Origin of the sequence: Sediminibacillus dalangtanensis (assembly GCF_017792025.1) — a bacterium.
In the GTDB taxonomy this organism is placed as follows: Bacteria; Bacillota; Bacilli; order Bacillales; family Amphibacillaceae; genus Sediminibacillus; species Sediminibacillus dalangtanensis.
Genome location: NZ_CP046956.1, coordinates 2,698,867 through 2,713,989 on the forward strand (window position 1 = coordinate 2,698,867; position 15,123 = coordinate 2,713,989).

A 15,123-nucleotide genomic window follows, 5' to 3' on the forward strand; every position below is an offset into this window, starting at 1 on the left:
TTACGCTTCTTGCCCTACAGTTTCATCTTCAATGCCTAATTCTTCTTTAATCCACTCATATCCTTCTGCTTCCAAACGCTGTGCAAGCTCAGGACCGCCGGATTTAACCACTCTTCCCTGCATCATCACGTGAACTTTATCCGGTGTGATGTAGTTCAGCAGTCTTTGATAGTGCGTGATAATCAAACACCCGAAGTTATCATCACGAAGTTTGTTGATTCCTTTGGAAACAACCTTCAGAGCGTCAATATCCAAACCGGAGTCGATTTCATCAAGGATTGCAATTTCCGGTTTTATCATCATTAATTGAAGAATTTCATTACGTTTTTTCTCACCGCCGGAAAAACCTTCATTCAGATAACGCTGCGCCATGTTTTTATCCATTTCCAAGTAATCCATTGCTTCGTCCATCTCTTTGATAAACTTCATCAAGGAAATTTCGTCGCCTTCTTCACGACGCGCATTGATGGAAGAACGAAGAAAATCAGAATTTGTTACACCACTGATTTCGCTTGGGTATTGCATCGCCAAAAACAAACCAGCTTTAGCTCGTTCATCGACTTCCATTTCTAGTACGTCTTCCCCATCGAGAAGAACAGACCCCTGGGTGATTTCGTATTTTGGATGTCCCATTATAGCGGAAGCCAGCGTTGATTTACCAGTTCCGTTAGGACCCATCACAGCGTGGAATTCGCCACCCTTAATTGTCAAATTAACTCCCTTAAGTATTTCCTGGTCTTCAATCGATACATGAAGATCCTTTATTTCCAATGTTGAACCTGCCATAACAATACCTCCAGTTACTCTTTATTAATGCTGGAATGGATTTACATCCATTCTCAATTTATTCTCATTACAATCTTATATCATTTCGAATCTATTATCAACATTTTCAAATTTTCGATTAGCTAATGCCCAACAACCGTTAACTTCTCGTATTTATGCCCATCGCTCTATCTATAATGTAACATAAATCCCCTGCCGCCAAAAACAAGCAGCAGGGGATTTAGCCTTAATTTTTATTTGTTTCCACCGTTATATTATCGATGGACTTGCCGTTCAACTTCAGCGACAACACGGCGGCTCTGCCGATAGCTGTCTTCTCTTTCTTTTTCAACCTCGAGTCTCTTGTCAAGCTTTCTTCCATACTCCGCATAACCAATTCCATGGTTCTGCTGCATGGCCTTCTCCATCTCTGAGGTATAATTCAGACCTATACCACTGTCTGTGATAATGAATCCTTCCTTTCGGTGTTGTTATATTTTCTAACAATCAAATTGTATCACGGATTCATTACCCTTCCAAAACGGCAAATAAACAGGAAAATACTTTTCTGCACTGCTATGTTCCGCCATACATGGCATAAATCATCCAACTTCAATAATGTTGGGGATTTCTGCTGATTCCGGCTGTTTTCAGAAAAATCAATCTGCCGGAGTAGCTGCTGGGACAATCGCTCCATCATAATTCTCACTGATGAAATTTTGGATTTCTTCTGATTGCAATACTTCAACCAGCTTATTTAGTGCTTCATTATCTTTATCCTCTGAACGGACTACTACCTGATTGACATATGGAGACTCTTCGCCTTCCATAAAAATGGCATCTTCCGTTGGTACTAAGCCCGCTTCTAATGCATAATTGGTGTTGATCGCAACTAGTGTATCTTCTTCTGACTCATACATTTCAGGTAGCGTAGCAGCATCCACGTCCGGTGAAAAAGTCAAATTCTTTGGATTTTCCACAATGTCGTCCGTTGTGGCACTAACTTTGTCTACACTTTCATCCAGTTTAATCAAGCCGTTTGCTTCAAACAGGCTGAGAATACGTCCATGGTCGGCTACAGAACGGCTGATGATCACTTCTGTTCCTTCTGGTATCTCATCGATGCTGGAGATGTTCTTGGAGTATACACCCATCGGCTCGACATGAACACCGCCTAGGCTGACAAAGTCATATCCGAATTCGTTAATCTGATCTTGCAAATATGGCTTATGCTGAAAATAGTTGGCATCGATTTCGCCATCCTCTAAATCCTGGTTAGGTAAGACATAGTCCTGGTATTCTTCAATCGTAAGGGTAACACCTTGCTCTTCCAGCAATGGTTTTGCTTGTTCCAATATTTCTGCGTGAGGCGTACTGGATGCCCCTACTTTGATTTCTGCTGTTTCGCTTCCCTCACCAGATGTACTTTCACCCGATTCACCTTCATCCGAGCTGCCGCAAGCAGCCAACACTGCAAGGATTGCAGCAGTTAGTAACAAAAATAAGTACTTTTTCATGAGTTCATTTCTCCTTTTTTGGTTATAATTTTGACCATTTCCACCTGCGGTATTGCTACGTTCCGCTACAGGATAACTGTATAATGGAAATTGCCTTATCTTTTATCTAATTTATTTGCGATATAATCGCCGATAAATTGAAAAATAAATACAATTATTACGATTAATACGGTACAGACAAACACCACGTCAAAATCGTGCCGTTGAAAACCGTAAAAGTACGCAAAGTCCCCAAGTCCCCCGGCGCCAATCACTCCGGCAACAGCCGTATAACCGATTAAAGCAATTGCTGTTACGGTAATCCCGGATACCAGAGCAGGTATTGATTCCGGAATCAGAACCTTGAAAATGATCGTGTGCGTTTTTGCTCCCATCGCTTTTGCAGCTTCCACTACACCTTTATCTACTTCCTTCAGGCCGATTTCCACCAACCTTGCATAGAACGGTGCAGAACCGATAATCAATGCGGGCAAAGCCGCTTTCGGACCACGAATCGTGCCGATAAGAAAATCCGTGAACGGGAAAAGCAATAAAATTAAAATAATAAAAGGAATTGCCCGAAAAATATTAACTAGTCCCGCAGCCAGGAAGTTCAGTATTTTATTCTGCCACAAACCACCTTTGGCTGTAAGAAATAACAGAAGTCCCAGCAAGATTCCCAGAACGACCGTTCCTGCGAGAGATATCAATGTCATATAGAATGTTTCACCGATCGCTGTCCAAATATCCTCCATTTTCACGTTTGGAAAAAGTTCACTCAGCATCTGCATCCACCTCCACTTCAACAGAGGTAGTTTTAATAAAGGCAATCGCTCTTGCTATCTCCTCGTCAGAGCCATCCATATGGACAAACAAGGTTCCATATGCCCCTTTTTGTGTTTGAGTTATTTTACCCTGAAGAATATTGACAGCCACATCAAACTGCTTTGACACCTGGCTTATCAACGCCTGATTGGTTGTTTCCCCAACAAAATGAAGCCTGGCGACTTTCCCGCTCTGATAATTTTCCAGTAAATGGAGCGACTCTTCTTGATCCTTGTCCCCCATGACCTGCTCCACAAACCGCTTGGTTACCGGCTGTTGCGGATGCAGAAAAACATCCAACACATCGCCTTGCTCTGCTACTCTGCCAGACTCCATCACAGCGACTCGGTGGCAAATCTTGCGAATGACATGCATCTCGTGTGTAATCAAAATAATGGTTAATCCTAATTTTTCATTAATATCCACAAGCAACCGCAAAATGGCATCTGTCGTATCCGGGTCAAGCGCCGATGTGGCTTCATCACATAACAGCACCTTTGGATTATTGGCCAACGCTCTGGCAATACCGACCCGCTGTTTTTGCCCCCCGCTTAATTGGGAAGGATAGGCATCCTCTCTTCCTTTAAGTCCGACTAATTCTATCAGTTCATCTACCCTGGCTCTCCTTTTTCCCTTCGGAATACCTGCTATTTCCAGAGGAAAAGCAATATTGTCACGAACGGTACGGGACCAGAGTAAGTTGAAATGTTGAAAAATCATTCCTATTTCCTGGCGTGATTTACGCAGCTGTTGCTTTCTCATTGCGGAAATTTCTTTCCCATCAATATAGATTTGTCCTTCAGTCGGATCTTCCAGCCGATTAAGCAGTCGGATGAAGGTGCTTTTACCAGCACCGCTGTAGCCGATCACTCCGAATATTTCACCTTTGCTTACTTCCAAGTTGAGATTATCGACAGCGAGGACATCCTGATGCTTGGCCGGATAAACTTTTTTCAAGCCTTTAATTGTGATCAACTTTCTTCCTCCTCAGCAGTACTTGCCGAACTACCTAATATATCTTTAGCGGGCATTAAAAAACGCCTTTCCGTTCACAAGAGAACAGAAAGACGCAGTAATACTACTTTCACGTTCTCTCATCTGCCAAAGCTCGTTGCTTCGCAGGAATTGGCACCATTTTAACCAGTAAACTGGTTAACGGTTGCCGGGCTTCAAAGGGCCAGTCCCTCCACCTCTCTTGATAAGAGATTGCTATATTTAATTAGGTCGTTCCTTAAGCGCTAAATAGGATTTTAGCATCAGGACAGTAGGGTGTCAAGCTAATTCATTAATAAGAAGTGCAATAATCGTTTTCCAATTTCAGGTATGATAGGATGATGAATGAGAATAACATACAGAGAAGTAAGGAGTGGTGGGATGAAAGCCCCGATTTTTGAGCTTCCGATATTGAATTCGGACAAGACCTATCAACTGAAAAAAGATCTAGGCAAGGTTATCGTGCTTACCTTCTGGGCATCCTGGTGCCCTGACTGTGCAGCAGATTTACCCAAAAAGGAACAGCTATATAAAACCATCAATAAAAAGGATGTAGAAATGCTGACTATAAATGTGACCGGGAGAGAGCGTTCGCCGGATGAAGCAGAGGCATTTCATAAGAATTTTCTGCAGCAGCCCACCTTGGCCGATGAAGGGACAAACGTTTACGATATGTACCGCTGTCAAGGAGTTCCCACTACTGTCATCATTGACAAGCAGGGCAATATTGCGGATAAGTTTGGTGACAAAGCCCCTTTTTTGTCCATCGTCGAAGCACTGGGCAGACAACTTGATTAAGGTAAGTAAAGTAGTGTTTCAAAGAGCAAACAGTCCCTGTACCTTCCCTTCCAGGAGGCAAGGTCAGCAGGAAACGCAGTCAACTTCCGCTCTCCGTTAAACAGTTTCTCCGCTATGTCCTTCTTTACGTCCAGTCGTAAAGATACAGCAGACGAGCTTTGCGGTTCAGCATGTAGTTCAACCATACCAGAATGAATTTCTACCCAAGCAGAGTAATCCTCCACGGTCACAATTATGCCCAAGTTCTTTCGCTCATACAGATGCGACAAATCATCGCGATTTTCCAGGCGTCGTTTCCACTCAACCAAAAGTTGTTCTGACAAATCTACCGCCTCCCTTTTAACAGTAGTTCGCCATCCACTATGTAATTCCTGCAAATAGGAAAGGCACATTGGTTGGAGCGTAAGCATGTGCAATAAAGAGGCCGTGACAAAAGCATGGCCACCAAAGCAAAAAAACGAACGAATCCTAAATACCAATCAAATTCGTTCGGTTATATTTGGATATTCTCTTTTTATCCTGTTGTTTGATGCGTGCTTCGAATCGCTACGGCAAGATACTTCGCTACGTTTTTGTGCTCTGATTTCCTCATGATCAAGGCAAGAATGAACCGTATTCTTCTATTGGCTGATAGGTATCTAAACAGTGAAGAAGACGAAAAATCTCCTGGTTTCCAGGCTGCTTTGCTTTCTATCCGTAACGGCAATAGGCAGAACTAGACAAAACGGTATCCTTTGCCAAGTTAGCTGAAGCCGTGCCCGCTGAAAGCGAAGTACCTTGCCGGAGTGGAAAATTGCACTTTTTTTATGAGAAGGGTAGGCTTTTTGCTCATCAAAAAAACCGAACGAATGGTGAAATCGTTCGGTTTTCATTTTAGTTACGATTCTTTTGTCCTAGGCTCTTTTTATTTCTGTATTTCTGCATCTTTTCTTGAATATGTATCAATGACTGAAAAGCGTAGACTTTTTCCTGCACCCGGCCATTTTCCACTATTAGCAGACAGGGAACACTTTCTACTTGATACGATTGCATGAAACCTGGAAAAAGAGAGGCATTCATTTCATGGAAAAGTGAAACCTCTTCTATTTGTTCTAATACTAATAGCATTTTCTCAGCCATTTTGCATGTCCCGCAAAAAGGTGTATGAATAAACACAAAGCCTTTTGAAAAATCCTTCAATTCGCGTTCATTCTTAATTTGCCACATATGATTCCGTCCCTCTTCCGTTTTGCAAATGGCTTATTCGCCGCTTATAGATAAAGTGGATTCACCGCTATACTTCTGCTCAATAGAGCTGCTGCTAATTCCGCCTCAGGAGTAGCTGCCACTTCCCTAAAGGTTTTATCTACATAGATATGTTCTGCATGAGGAAGTTCGATGGACAATTGCTTTCGCAATTTATGTCCTGCATTATCTTCATCCACCAGTATAAAGACATCCTTATTATCCAAATCATATTCTATCAACAGCTCTTCCAGCCTTTCGACACCCAAGGTACCGTTGGTGCAAATAATTTCGATTTTTTCATCGATTACTTTCTGAATCTGTACCTTGTCGGTCCGCCCCTCCACAATAATCACTTTATCAGCATCATTCATAGCGTTCACCTGCTTTTAGTCGGTAAGTTCAAAACTGCGGCCAGCTTGCTTAACAATAATCCCCTGTCACATTTACGGTAACAAGGGATTGCGTTCGCTCTCTTTAATCATTGTATTGATTATTTCTTATTTGATGCATGGCATAGGCAATATCATAAAAAAGAAGGCTCCGAATACGAAGAGGCTTATTCTTCTTCGATCATTTCCTGATATTGATCTGCATTCATCAGTTCATCGACCTGTGAAAGGTCCTCTGTTTCCACAACGATCATCCACGCTTTTTCATATGGAGATTCATTGACAAATTCAGGGCTATCATCGAGATCTTCGTTTACTTCCACTACTTTACCGTTGATTGGAGCATACAACTCAGATACCGTCTTGACGGATTCCACACTGCCAAATGGTTCGTCCGCTTCAATTGTGTCTCCAACTTCCGGTAGCTCGACAAAGACAATATCCCCTAACTCGGATTGTGCATGGTCTGTAATTCCGATCCGGACTTTTTCCCCTTCCACTTTGACCCATTCATGTTCTTCTGAGTAACGTAATTCCTTTGGTAAACTCATCCTAAAACCTCCACTTTTTTGTTTCCTTCCTTTAGCTTGTCCTGTTGTCCTGTTTCAACTATCTAAAAAGCGAACATCCTTCATCTAATATAGTAGCTCCCCAAGGCAAATTCCAGTGGTTTGCTTCAATAGATTATTTCCACGTTTCTTCATAAACTTCCGGTTTAAAACCGACTGTTGCTTTCTGTTCGGATTCTAAAATTGGCCGCTTTATCAACATTCCATCCGAAGCAAGCCATTCCAGCATTTGATCTTCATCTGCTTCTTTCAATTTATCCTTCAAGCCTAATTCTCGATACTTTTTCCCACTTGTATTGAAGAATTTTTTCGCAGGCTGTCCGCTTTTTCGCACGAGACTTTTCAATTCATTTTTGGATGGCGTTTGTTCCACAATATGTATTTCCTGATAATCGACTTCGTTGTCGTCCAGCCATTTTTTTGCTTTTTTGCATGTTCCACAGTTTGGATACCAGTAAAACTTCAATGACATGGCAGCACCCCCTTCAATTTCTTCCTATATTATCATATCTTGCTGTTATATTTCATGCAAATCTGTCAACAAGCATGTTTGACGGCAGTCTGCTTGAGAGGGAATAAAAATTGGGTGATTTCGAAAATTAAGTTGCGTGTTTTGTTTCGCTTCGTTACTGAATTATCGTCGTAGTAGACAGAAACTGCGCAGTAACCGTGATTGGAAGTTTCATTGCCTATTCAAAAAGAATGGTAACCAACGCTTCGGTAGCATACTTCGCTTTCCGCGGGCACGGCTTCAGCTAACTTGGTAAAGAAAACAGTTGGGGTTCCGTCTTTTCTTCTTCTCTTGGACTTTTTGCTTGTTTTTCTAGCTACATGCAGTCCCAAGTAATTCAAGAGAAAGTCCCAGCGAAGGAAATACCCGAAGACTCCTGCGGGAGGAAAGGCCTCGGTGAGATCCCGCAGAGCGTCAGCTCGAGGAAGCTCACCAGCCGCCCGCGGAAAGCGTAAGGTATTTCCGTAGCGCTGGACTACACCACTACTATACAAAGGCACACGGACTACAAAGGAAGTTACTGCGTAGTTTATATTCTTTATGAATGGTACCTTTGCTTACCAAGTCCGGTGGCAATGTTATTCCACCACGAACAAAAGCGCAAGCGCCTTGCTCACCCCCGACAAGCTTAAGAACAGCCTCGGCGTGGCGCTTTTTGCCACACCGAGGGTGGGCTTAAGACCTCGAGGGGGTAGGCGCTGGAGCTGGACGTGGCTGTTTCAGCCAATAATGATCCACAAACAGTTAAATTTATCATTTCCTATACACTTAAAAAGGGCGGCTACAGTCATTTGACTGAGGCTGCCCTTTTTAGAAAGAGATTAGTGATCAGACGACATATTTTTCTTCTTCGATGATCCGGTTGGCAATTCCCCGCTTCTTGGCAATGATATTAATCGGATCATGTCTCGTCAGCTTACGCATCGCGGACAGCATCATTCTCAATGTATCGCCTTCTTCGCTTGCAATCAATGTTTCCTTAGCATCGGCTTCTACGCGATTAAACGCTTCCTGTACATATACCTGGGTATAAAGAAGCTTGAGCGAGCTTTCTTCCAATCCAGATTTGTTTATTGCTTTTTCTGTACGCAATACAGCCGCTTCCATGTTATAAACCTCATTGACTATATCTGCTATATTAGCAAGGATTTCCTGCTCCTGTTCTAACTTCTTCCCATATTTCTGGGCAGCAAGACCAGCGGCCAGCAAACCGATTTTTTTTGCGTTTTTCAACAGATATTTTTCCTGTTCCAATGGCTCCGAACCTACTTCTTCCGGCATCAGCATCATCAATTCTTCCTGTAAGGCCTCGGCTTTTTGCAGCAACGGCAATTCGCCCTTCATCGCCTTTTTCAGGAGAGAACCGGGAACTAGGAGCCGATTGATTTCATTCGTCCCTTCGAAAATTCGCTGGATACGAGAATCCCGATACATTCGTTCCACTTCGTATTCCTGCATGAATCCATAACCGCCATGGATTTGGACCGCCTCATCCGCAACAAAGTCCATCAATTCTGTCGCAGACACTTTATTCAACGAGCATTCCACCTGATACTCGGCAATAGCAGCAGCAACTGCCTTGCCATCATTGAGTTCCTCGCTGCTCAAATTGCTCATCCGTTGTTCAAACAAACCGACTGTACGATACACCGCACTCTCGTTGGCATATGTTTTAGCAGCCATGGTAGCCAGTTTTTCCTGGATCAAAGAGAATCGTGAGATTGGTGTATTGAATTGTTTGCGTTCATTGGCATACTTGGCAGACAATTCGATACCGATTTTCGAGCCGCCGACACCTCCGATGGCCAACTTATAACGCCCGACATTTAATATATTAAAAGCGATCACATGTCCACGACCGATTTCACCGAGTACGTTTTCTACCGGAACTTGGGCATCTTCCAGAATAACCGTTCTTGTGGAAGAACTTTTAATACCCATTTTCTTTTCTTCAGCACCTGTCGAAACCCCTGGAAAGTCTCTTTCTACAATAAAAGCTGTGAATTTCTCTCCATCAACCTTGGCATACACAATGAATACGTCAGCAAAGGCTGAGTTGGTGATCCACTGTTTTTCGCCATTCAGCAAATAATGGGTTCCAGCATCGTTTAATTTTGCTGTTGTTTTGGCTCCAAGGGCATCCGAACCTGATCCCGGTTCAGTCAATGCATATGCAGCGAGTTTTTCCCCGGTTGCCAAAAGAGGCAGATACTTTTGCTTTTGCTCTTCATTTCCAAAAAAGACGATTGGAAGAGATCCAATTCCGACATGCGCTCCGTGTGTAACCGAAAATCCGCCTGCCTTGGAAAACTTTTCAGTGATCAGAGAAGAACTGATTTTATCCAGCCCCAATCCACCATACTCTTCTGGAACATCTACTCCAAGCAGACCTAATTCTCCTGCCTGCTTCAATAATTGAACGGAATGTTCAAATTCATGGTTTTCCAGCTGATCAATTTTCGGAACTACTTCTCCAGCAACAAAGTCCTCGGTTGTCTTGGCGATCATATGATGCTCATCCGTGAAATCTTCCGGAGTAATAATATCATCCGGTTCTAAGTCTTCTATAATGAATGCGCCGCCTTTAAACATTCTTTCTTTTGTTTCACTCATGTTTTTCGCCCCTTTTCCTTATTAAATAGAAATGTTTTAAACCAGTTCGAATACGCCTGCAGCTCCCATTCCTCCTCCAATACACATGGTGACGACACCAAACTGCTCATTCCGACGTTTCATTTCATGAATAAGACTGAGTGTCAATTTTGTTCCGGTGCAGCCGAGCGGATGCCCAAGAGCGATTGCACCTCCGTTCACATTTACTTTATCCTCATCCAGTCCCAGGGCACGAATCACGCGCAACGACTGGGAAGCGAACGCTTCATTCAATTCAAACAACCCAATATCAGCGAGATCTAAACCAGCAAGTTCCAAGGCTTTCGGAATGGCCTTTATCGGTCCAACACCCATGATTTCCGGTTCTACTCCTGCTAAAGCAAACGAACGAAATTTAACCAGTGGCGTCAGTCCTTCCGTTTCTGCTTTTTCTCTGTCCATTACAAGGACGGAAGCAGCTCCATCACTCATTTGCGAGGAATTACCGGCTGTTACCGTCCCTTTCAATGCAAACGCAGGCTTTAATTTTGCCAGCACCTCTTCTGTCGTATCGGCTCGTACTCCTTCGTCCTTACTAAACGAAAACGTTTCTTCTTCGACTTTGTTTTGCGAGCCGATTTTGCGGGTGGTAACTTCAACCGGAACCACTTCGTCGTCAAACTTCCCCTCTTTCAGAGCGTTGGCTGCTTTCCTATGGCTGTTAGCCGCAAAAGCATCCTGGTCCTCACGGGAAATATCAAACCTTCGGGACACTTCTTCAGCAGTATGGCCCATTGCCATGTAATAGCCAGGCGCATTTTTCACCAGCTCCAGATTCGGTTTGATGACATGGCCTCCCATAGGAATCAAACTCATCGATTCGGCTCCGCCAGCGATGATCGTATCGCTATGGCCCAGCATGATGCGTTCTGCAGCATAGGCGATGCTTTGCAGGCCAGACGAACAATAACGATTGACTGTAATGCCAGGAACCTCCAATGGCAATCCTGCCAGTCCGGCAATATTACGGGCCATATTCATGCCTTGTTCAGCTTCCGGCATCGCACAGCCGATAATCACATCATCAATATTGCCTTGATATCCGTCAGCCCTTTTCAATGTTTCTTTGATGGTCAAAGCTGCAAGATCATCGGGACGGACATTGGCTAAAGCGCCTTTTTTTGCCTTTCCGACCGGTGTTCTTGAGCCAGAAACAATCACTGCTTCTCTCACAGCACTTCCCCCTCTTCTAAAATAAGTGTGGCATTAATTGCGCAATGGTTTCCCCTTAAGCAGCATGTGCTGCATTCTTTCTTGTGTTTTTCTTTCACCGATCAAACTTAAAAATGCTTCCCGTTCCAAATCAAGTAAGTATTGTTCATCGACAAGGGTGCCTGGCTTCAGGCGTCCGCCTGCAAGTACAAATGCCAGTTTGTCTGCAATCTTTACATCATGCTCAGATGCATATCCCCCAAATGCCAGCGACTTGGCGCCCAGCAGCATGGCTGCATAACCAGCCTCTCCAACAACAGGAATTTTCTCCCGTTTTGGCGGTTGGTACCCGGCCTTACTTAAAGCAAGCACTTTTTGCTTGGCGTCATGCAGTAAATGGTCTGTATTCACACTTATTGCATCCCGGTTGTTTAGAAAGCCGTTTTCTCTGCCTTCAGCTGCCGATGTCGATACTTTGGCCATCGCAATTGTCTCAAAAACTTTATTGGCAGCTTTCTGCAAATCAAAATCGATTCCCTGCGGCAAATCTCTTACTTGTTTGATGTATAATTCTTTGTTGCCGCCTCCACCAGGAATAAGTCCTACACCAGCTTCCACCAGCCCAATATATGTTTCCTGGGCAGCCTGAATGGAGCTGGCAGGCAGACAAACCTCTGCACCCCCACCGAGCGTCATCCCAAACGGCGCCGCCACAACTGGTTTCTCTGCATATTTGACTTTCATCATGGCATTTTGAAAGTGCTTCACAACCATTTCGATCTCGAAGAAATTATCATCCTGCGCTTCCATCAGCATCATCGCCAGATTGGCCCCAACGCAGAAGTTTTTGCCTTGATTGCCGATGACAAGACCCTGGAAGTTCTTTTCAACTTCTTCCACGGAGTAGTTGATCATTTGGATGATGTCAAGACCAATCGCATTGCTCTTCGAGTGGAATTCCAATCCGGCCACACCGTCGCCTAAATCAATCAGACTCGCTCCAGTGTTTTTCTTGATGACTCCCTTTCTGTCTTTCAAACCTTTTATATTGATTTCTTTCTGGTTTGCCTGCTTCTGGCGGTATTCACCATCCTGATAATAAAACAGATTACCGGCTTCTTTTTTATAAAAAGATTCCGAGCCAGTGGCAAGCATCTGTTCTATCCAATCAGGAATGGCTTCGCCATCAGCCTTCATGCGTTCTACCGCTTTTCCGACGCCGATTGCATCCCACATTTCAAATGGTCCGAGCCCCCAGCCGAATCCCCATTTCATTGCTTCATCAATCGAAACAATGTCGTCTGCGATTTCTCCTGTGAGTCGCGCAGCATACAACAAAACAGGTTTCGTAATGGACCAAATCAAATCGCCTGCCGGATCATCTTCCGAATATACAAGCGCTTTCATTTTTCTGCCAGGGCCTTTTTCTTGTTTTGCTTGTTCAGTGGCTTTGGTTTTCAATTTCTTACGCTCCTGGTACTCCAGAGTGTCGGGATTCAATTCATATATCGTGCTGCTTCCGCCTTGTTTTTTCTTTAAATAGAATCCCTGACCGCTCTTTTGACCCAACCAACCTTTCTCATTCATACTTTGAATAAATTCCGGGATTTCGAATACTTGTTTTTCGTCTCCTTCGACCTGATCATAGACATTTTTAGCCACATGGATAAAGGTGTCAAGTCCTACCACATCCAACGTGCGGAAAGTAGCACTTTTCGGTCTCCCGATCATGGGACCGGTGATCGAATCCACTTCCCCGATACTCAATCCCTGTTTCCTCATCTCTCTCACGGTTACAAGCAGCCCATAAGTCCCGATACGGTTAGCGATGAAATTGGGCGTGTCTTTCGCCTCGACTACTCCTTTTCCGAGGATGTCTTCGCCAATTTGCTTCATTTCCCGTAAAACTTGCTGATCTGTCCATTTGGTCGGAATGACTTCGAGCAGTTTCAGATAGCGTGGTGGATTGAAGAAATGCGTCCCGAGAAAATGTTGTTTAAAATCATCCGAACAGTCTTCAGCCATTTTTTCTATAGAGATGCCCGACGTGTTAGAACTTACAATCGCTCCCGTTTTTCGGTACTTATCTACGTTCTGGAAAACCTGCTTTTTTACTTGAAGATTTTCCACGACTACCTCGATGATCCAGTCGACTTTTCCAAGCACATCCAGGTCATCCGACATATTTCCCGTATGGATCAAATCAAGACTGCCTTTGCTGGTAATCGGTGAAGGCTTTTGTTTTAGCAAAGCTTTTTTACTTTTTTCCGCGAACTTATTACGTATCACTTTGTCTTCTAAGGAAAGTCCCTTGGCCTGCTCCTTATCCGTTAATTCCTTGGGTACGATATCAAGCATCCAAGTTTCAATGCCGACATTTGCAAGGTGTGCAGCTATTCCCGATCCCATCACACCTGAACCTAAAACAGCTGCACGTCTGATTTTTCGAGTCATGCCTTTATCCCCCTATCGTTTTGAATGAATACTCATTCACTATGCATGTAAAAAAAGTAGATAGTTTCCTATCTGCGTCTAATTCAACTATAAAGTATTTTCAGATATTTCGCAATCGTTTTTTTCAGGTTAAATGTAGAAAACTTCCAGATTATATCAGTCCCTGCGCCATGCAGGGACTGACCGGGAGTTATTTACCGAAGACTCCTTTAAGAACAAACGCCACATTGGCCGGACGTTCGGCCAGACGCCTCATAAAATATCCATACCAGTCTGTACCGTAAGGAACGTACACCCGCATTTTATATCCTTCTGCTGTCAGTTCCTCCTGTCTTTCAACCCGGATGCCGTAAAGCATTTGAAATTCAAATTGATCCCTGGGAATCTCATGTTCTTTCTCCAATTGCTTCGTATAAGCGATTATTTCGTCGTCATGAGTAGCAATGGCGGTGTAATTTCCATTGAGCAAATGCATTTTGATGATTTTCTTATAATTTTCGTCCACATCCTGTTTATCCGGAAAAGCAACCTTCGGTGATTCTTTATAAGCACCTTTGACCAGCCGGAGATTCGGATGATAAGCATTCAATTCTTCTATGTCTCCTACAGTGCGGTATAGATAAGCCTGGATAACGGTACCGATATTTTCATACTCTTCCTTTAATTCTTTGAATATATCGATCGTCTTTTGGCAGCGCTCATAATCTTCCATATCGATCGTCACAAAAACACCATGTTGTTTACCGGCAGCAAGAATTTTTCGCATGTTTTCCATAACCAATGCTTCCGATATATCCAGTCCCATGGAAGTCATTTTTAAAGATAGCTGAGAGTCAAGGTGATGCTCGGCAATTTTTTCAATCATCTCCACGCATTCATCAGCTGCCTGGCGAGCTTCCTGCTCGCTATCGATAAACTCACCAAGATGATCAACGGTAACGACCATCCCTTTTTGATTCAATTGCTTAATAACCTTTGCGGCATTTTCTACCGACTCCCCAGCTACAAAGCGGCCGGCCCCGAAGCGAAGACCATATTTTTTGGCCAACTTGGTAAAAAATTTGTTTTTGGATAAAAATAAAAAGAAGTTACGCAGGATTTGTTCCATTATAAGCCCCCCCAGTAATCATCCAGTACAGCGGAACCGCTTTCTTGAAAATGCGAACGGTTGCTTATCTATTTCCGCCGCAGCCGATGTGAAAACTTTCAAACTAGTATGCTTTCTTGTACTATTCTATCATTTTTGTTGGGAAAGAGGTACTTTTTGCATACAAATTTCGTCATGGTATTGC

The 15,123-nt window shown here is 43.5% G+C and carries 15 protein-coding genes and 1 riboswitch; of the genes, 1 reads left to right on the top strand and 14 read right to left on the bottom strand.

Annotated elements, in window-relative coordinates; all coding sequences use genetic code 11:
• The 5 genes from sufC to ERJ70_RS13580 form a co-directional block, all read right to left on the bottom strand.
• Positions 1 to 786, bottom strand: a complete 786-nt coding sequence (sufC, locus tag ERJ70_RS13560; RefSeq protein ID WP_209365360.1) for a Fe-S cluster assembly ATPase SufC — start codon at positions 784 to 786, stop codon at positions 1 to 3.
• 254 nt (positions 787 to 1,040) lie between these two features.
• Entirely contained in the window at positions 1,041 to 1,181 is a 141-nt protein-coding gene (locus tag ERJ70_RS13565) for a YuzK family famiily protein (RefSeq protein ID WP_209369588.1), read from the bottom strand.
• Between the two features lie 243 nt (positions 1,182 to 1,424).
• On the bottom strand, positions 1,425 to 2,282 hold the full coding sequence (locus ERJ70_RS13570; protein WP_209365361.1) for a MetQ/NlpA family ABC transporter substrate-binding protein: 858 nt from the start codon (positions 2,280 to 2,282) through the stop codon (positions 1,425 to 1,427).
• Between the two features lie 95 nt (positions 2,283 to 2,377).
• A complete protein-coding gene (locus ERJ70_RS13575; protein ID WP_209365362.1) occupies positions 2,378 to 3,046 on the bottom strand; it encodes a methionine ABC transporter permease in 669 nt (222 codons plus the stop codon).
• Positions 3,036 to 4,061, bottom strand: a complete 1,026-nt coding sequence (locus ERJ70_RS13580) for a methionine ABC transporter ATP-binding protein (protein ID WP_209365363.1) — start codon at positions 4,059 to 4,061, stop codon at positions 3,036 to 3,038. Before ERJ70_RS13580 ends, ERJ70_RS13575 begins: the two co-directional genes overlap by 11 nt.
• Before the next feature lie 116 nt (positions 4,062 to 4,177).
• Positions 4,178 to 4,291: riboswitch (SAM riboswitch) on the bottom strand.
• Positions 4,292 to 4,460: 169 nt separating this feature from the next.
• Here ERJ70_RS13580 and ERJ70_RS13585 point away from each other — a divergent pair.
• Positions 4,461 to 4,877: a TlpA family protein disulfide reductase gene (locus tag ERJ70_RS13585; protein WP_209365364.1), complete on the top strand. Its 417-nt coding sequence runs from the start codon at positions 4,461 to 4,463 to the stop codon at positions 4,875 to 4,877.
• On the opposite strand, the gene ERJ70_RS13590 is transcribed toward ERJ70_RS13585, so the two are convergent.
• The 9 genes from ERJ70_RS13590 to ERJ70_RS13630 form a co-directional block, all read right to left on the bottom strand.
• A complete protein-coding gene (locus ERJ70_RS13590) occupies positions 4,874 to 5,200 on the bottom strand; it encodes a hypothetical protein (protein ID WP_209365365.1) in 327 nt (108 codons plus the stop codon). The genes ERJ70_RS13585 and ERJ70_RS13590 overlap by 4 nt on opposite strands.
• 550 nt (positions 5,201 to 5,750) lie before the next feature.
• Entirely contained in the window at positions 5,751 to 6,056 is a 306-nt protein-coding gene (locus ERJ70_RS13595; protein ID WP_245207969.1) for a thioredoxin family protein, read from the bottom strand.
• Between the two features lie 71 nt (positions 6,057 to 6,127).
• Complete coding sequence (locus ERJ70_RS13600) at positions 6,128 to 6,475, bottom strand: toprim domain-containing protein (protein ID WP_209365367.1); 348 nt, start codon at positions 6,473 to 6,475, stop codon at positions 6,128 to 6,130.
• Between the two features lie 185 nt (positions 6,476 to 6,660).
• Positions 6,661 to 7,044, bottom strand: coding sequence for a glycine cleavage system protein GcvH (gene gcvH, locus ERJ70_RS13605; protein WP_209365368.1), 384 nt, complete (start codon positions 7,042 to 7,044; stop codon positions 6,661 to 6,663).
• A gap of 133 nt (positions 7,045 to 7,177) precedes the next feature.
• Positions 7,178 to 7,534 (bottom strand): arsenate reductase family protein, encoded by a 357-nt coding sequence (locus ERJ70_RS13610; protein ID WP_209365369.1) that lies wholly within the window; start codon positions 7,532 to 7,534, stop codon positions 7,178 to 7,180.
• An 867-nt stretch (positions 7,535 to 8,401) separates the two neighbouring features.
• Positions 8,402 to 10,186 (bottom strand): acyl-CoA dehydrogenase FadE, encoded by a 1,785-nt coding sequence (locus ERJ70_RS13615; RefSeq protein WP_209365370.1) that lies wholly within the window; start codon positions 10,184 to 10,186, stop codon positions 8,402 to 8,404.
• Positions 10,187 to 10,222: 36 nt separating this feature from the next.
• A complete protein-coding gene (locus tag ERJ70_RS13620) occupies positions 10,223 to 11,398 on the bottom strand; it encodes an acetyl-CoA C-acetyltransferase (protein ID WP_209365371.1) in 1,176 nt (391 codons plus the stop codon).
• A 33-nt stretch (positions 11,399 to 11,431) separates the two neighbouring features.
• A complete protein-coding gene (locus ERJ70_RS13625) occupies positions 11,432 to 13,831 on the bottom strand; it encodes a 3-hydroxyacyl-CoA dehydrogenase/enoyl-CoA hydratase family protein (RefSeq protein ID WP_209365372.1) in 2,400 nt (799 codons plus the stop codon).
• Between the two features lie 190 nt (positions 13,832 to 14,021).
• Positions 14,022 to 14,939, bottom strand: a complete 918-nt coding sequence (locus ERJ70_RS13630; RefSeq protein WP_209365373.1) for a proline dehydrogenase family protein — start codon at positions 14,937 to 14,939, stop codon at positions 14,022 to 14,024.
• Between the last annotated feature and the right edge of the window lie 184 nt (positions 14,940 to 15,123).

What these genes read in the sequence shown, in the direction of transcription:
- ERJ70_RS13565 (WP_209369588.1), bottom strand. Translation starts at nt 1,181, where the DNA reads ATGCAGCAGAACCATGGAATTGGTTATGCGGAGTATGGAAGAAAGCTT.
- gcvH (WP_209365368.1), bottom strand. Translation starts at nt 7,044, where the DNA reads ATGAGTTTACCAAAGGAATTACGTTACTCAGAAGAACATGAATGGGTC.
- ERJ70_RS13625 (WP_209365372.1), bottom strand. Translation starts at nt 13,831, where the DNA reads ATGACTCGAAAAATCAGACGTGCAGCTGTTTTAGGTTCAGGTGTGATG.
- ERJ70_RS13600 (WP_209365367.1), bottom strand. Translation starts at nt 6,475, where the DNA reads ATGAATGATGCTGATAAAGTGATTATTGTGGAGGGGCGGACCGACAAG.
- ERJ70_RS13570 (WP_209365361.1), bottom strand. Translation starts at nt 2,282, where the DNA reads ATGAAAAAGTACTTATTTTTGTTACTAACTGCTGCAATCCTTGCAGTG.
- ERJ70_RS13585 (WP_209365364.1), top strand. Translation starts at nt 4,461, where the DNA reads ATGAAAGCCCCGATTTTTGAGCTTCCGATATTGAATTCGGACAAGACC.
- ERJ70_RS13575 (WP_209365362.1), bottom strand. Translation starts at nt 3,046, where the DNA reads ATGCTGAGTGAACTTTTTCCAAACGTGAAAATGGAGGATATTTGGACA.
- ERJ70_RS13630 (WP_209365373.1), bottom strand. Translation starts at nt 14,939, where the DNA reads ATGGAACAAATCCTGCGTAACTTCTTTTTATTTTTATCCAAAAACAAA.
- ERJ70_RS13610 (WP_209365369.1), bottom strand. Translation starts at nt 7,534, where the DNA reads ATGTCATTGAAGTTTTACTGGTATCCAAACTGTGGAACATGCAAAAAA.
- sufC (WP_209365360.1), bottom strand. Translation starts at nt 786, where the DNA reads ATGGCAGGTTCAACATTGGAAATAAAGGATCTTCATGTATCGATTGAA.
- ERJ70_RS13615 (WP_209365370.1), bottom strand. Translation starts at nt 10,186, where the DNA reads ATGAGTGAAACAAAAGAAAGAATGTTTAAAGGCGGCGCATTCATTATA.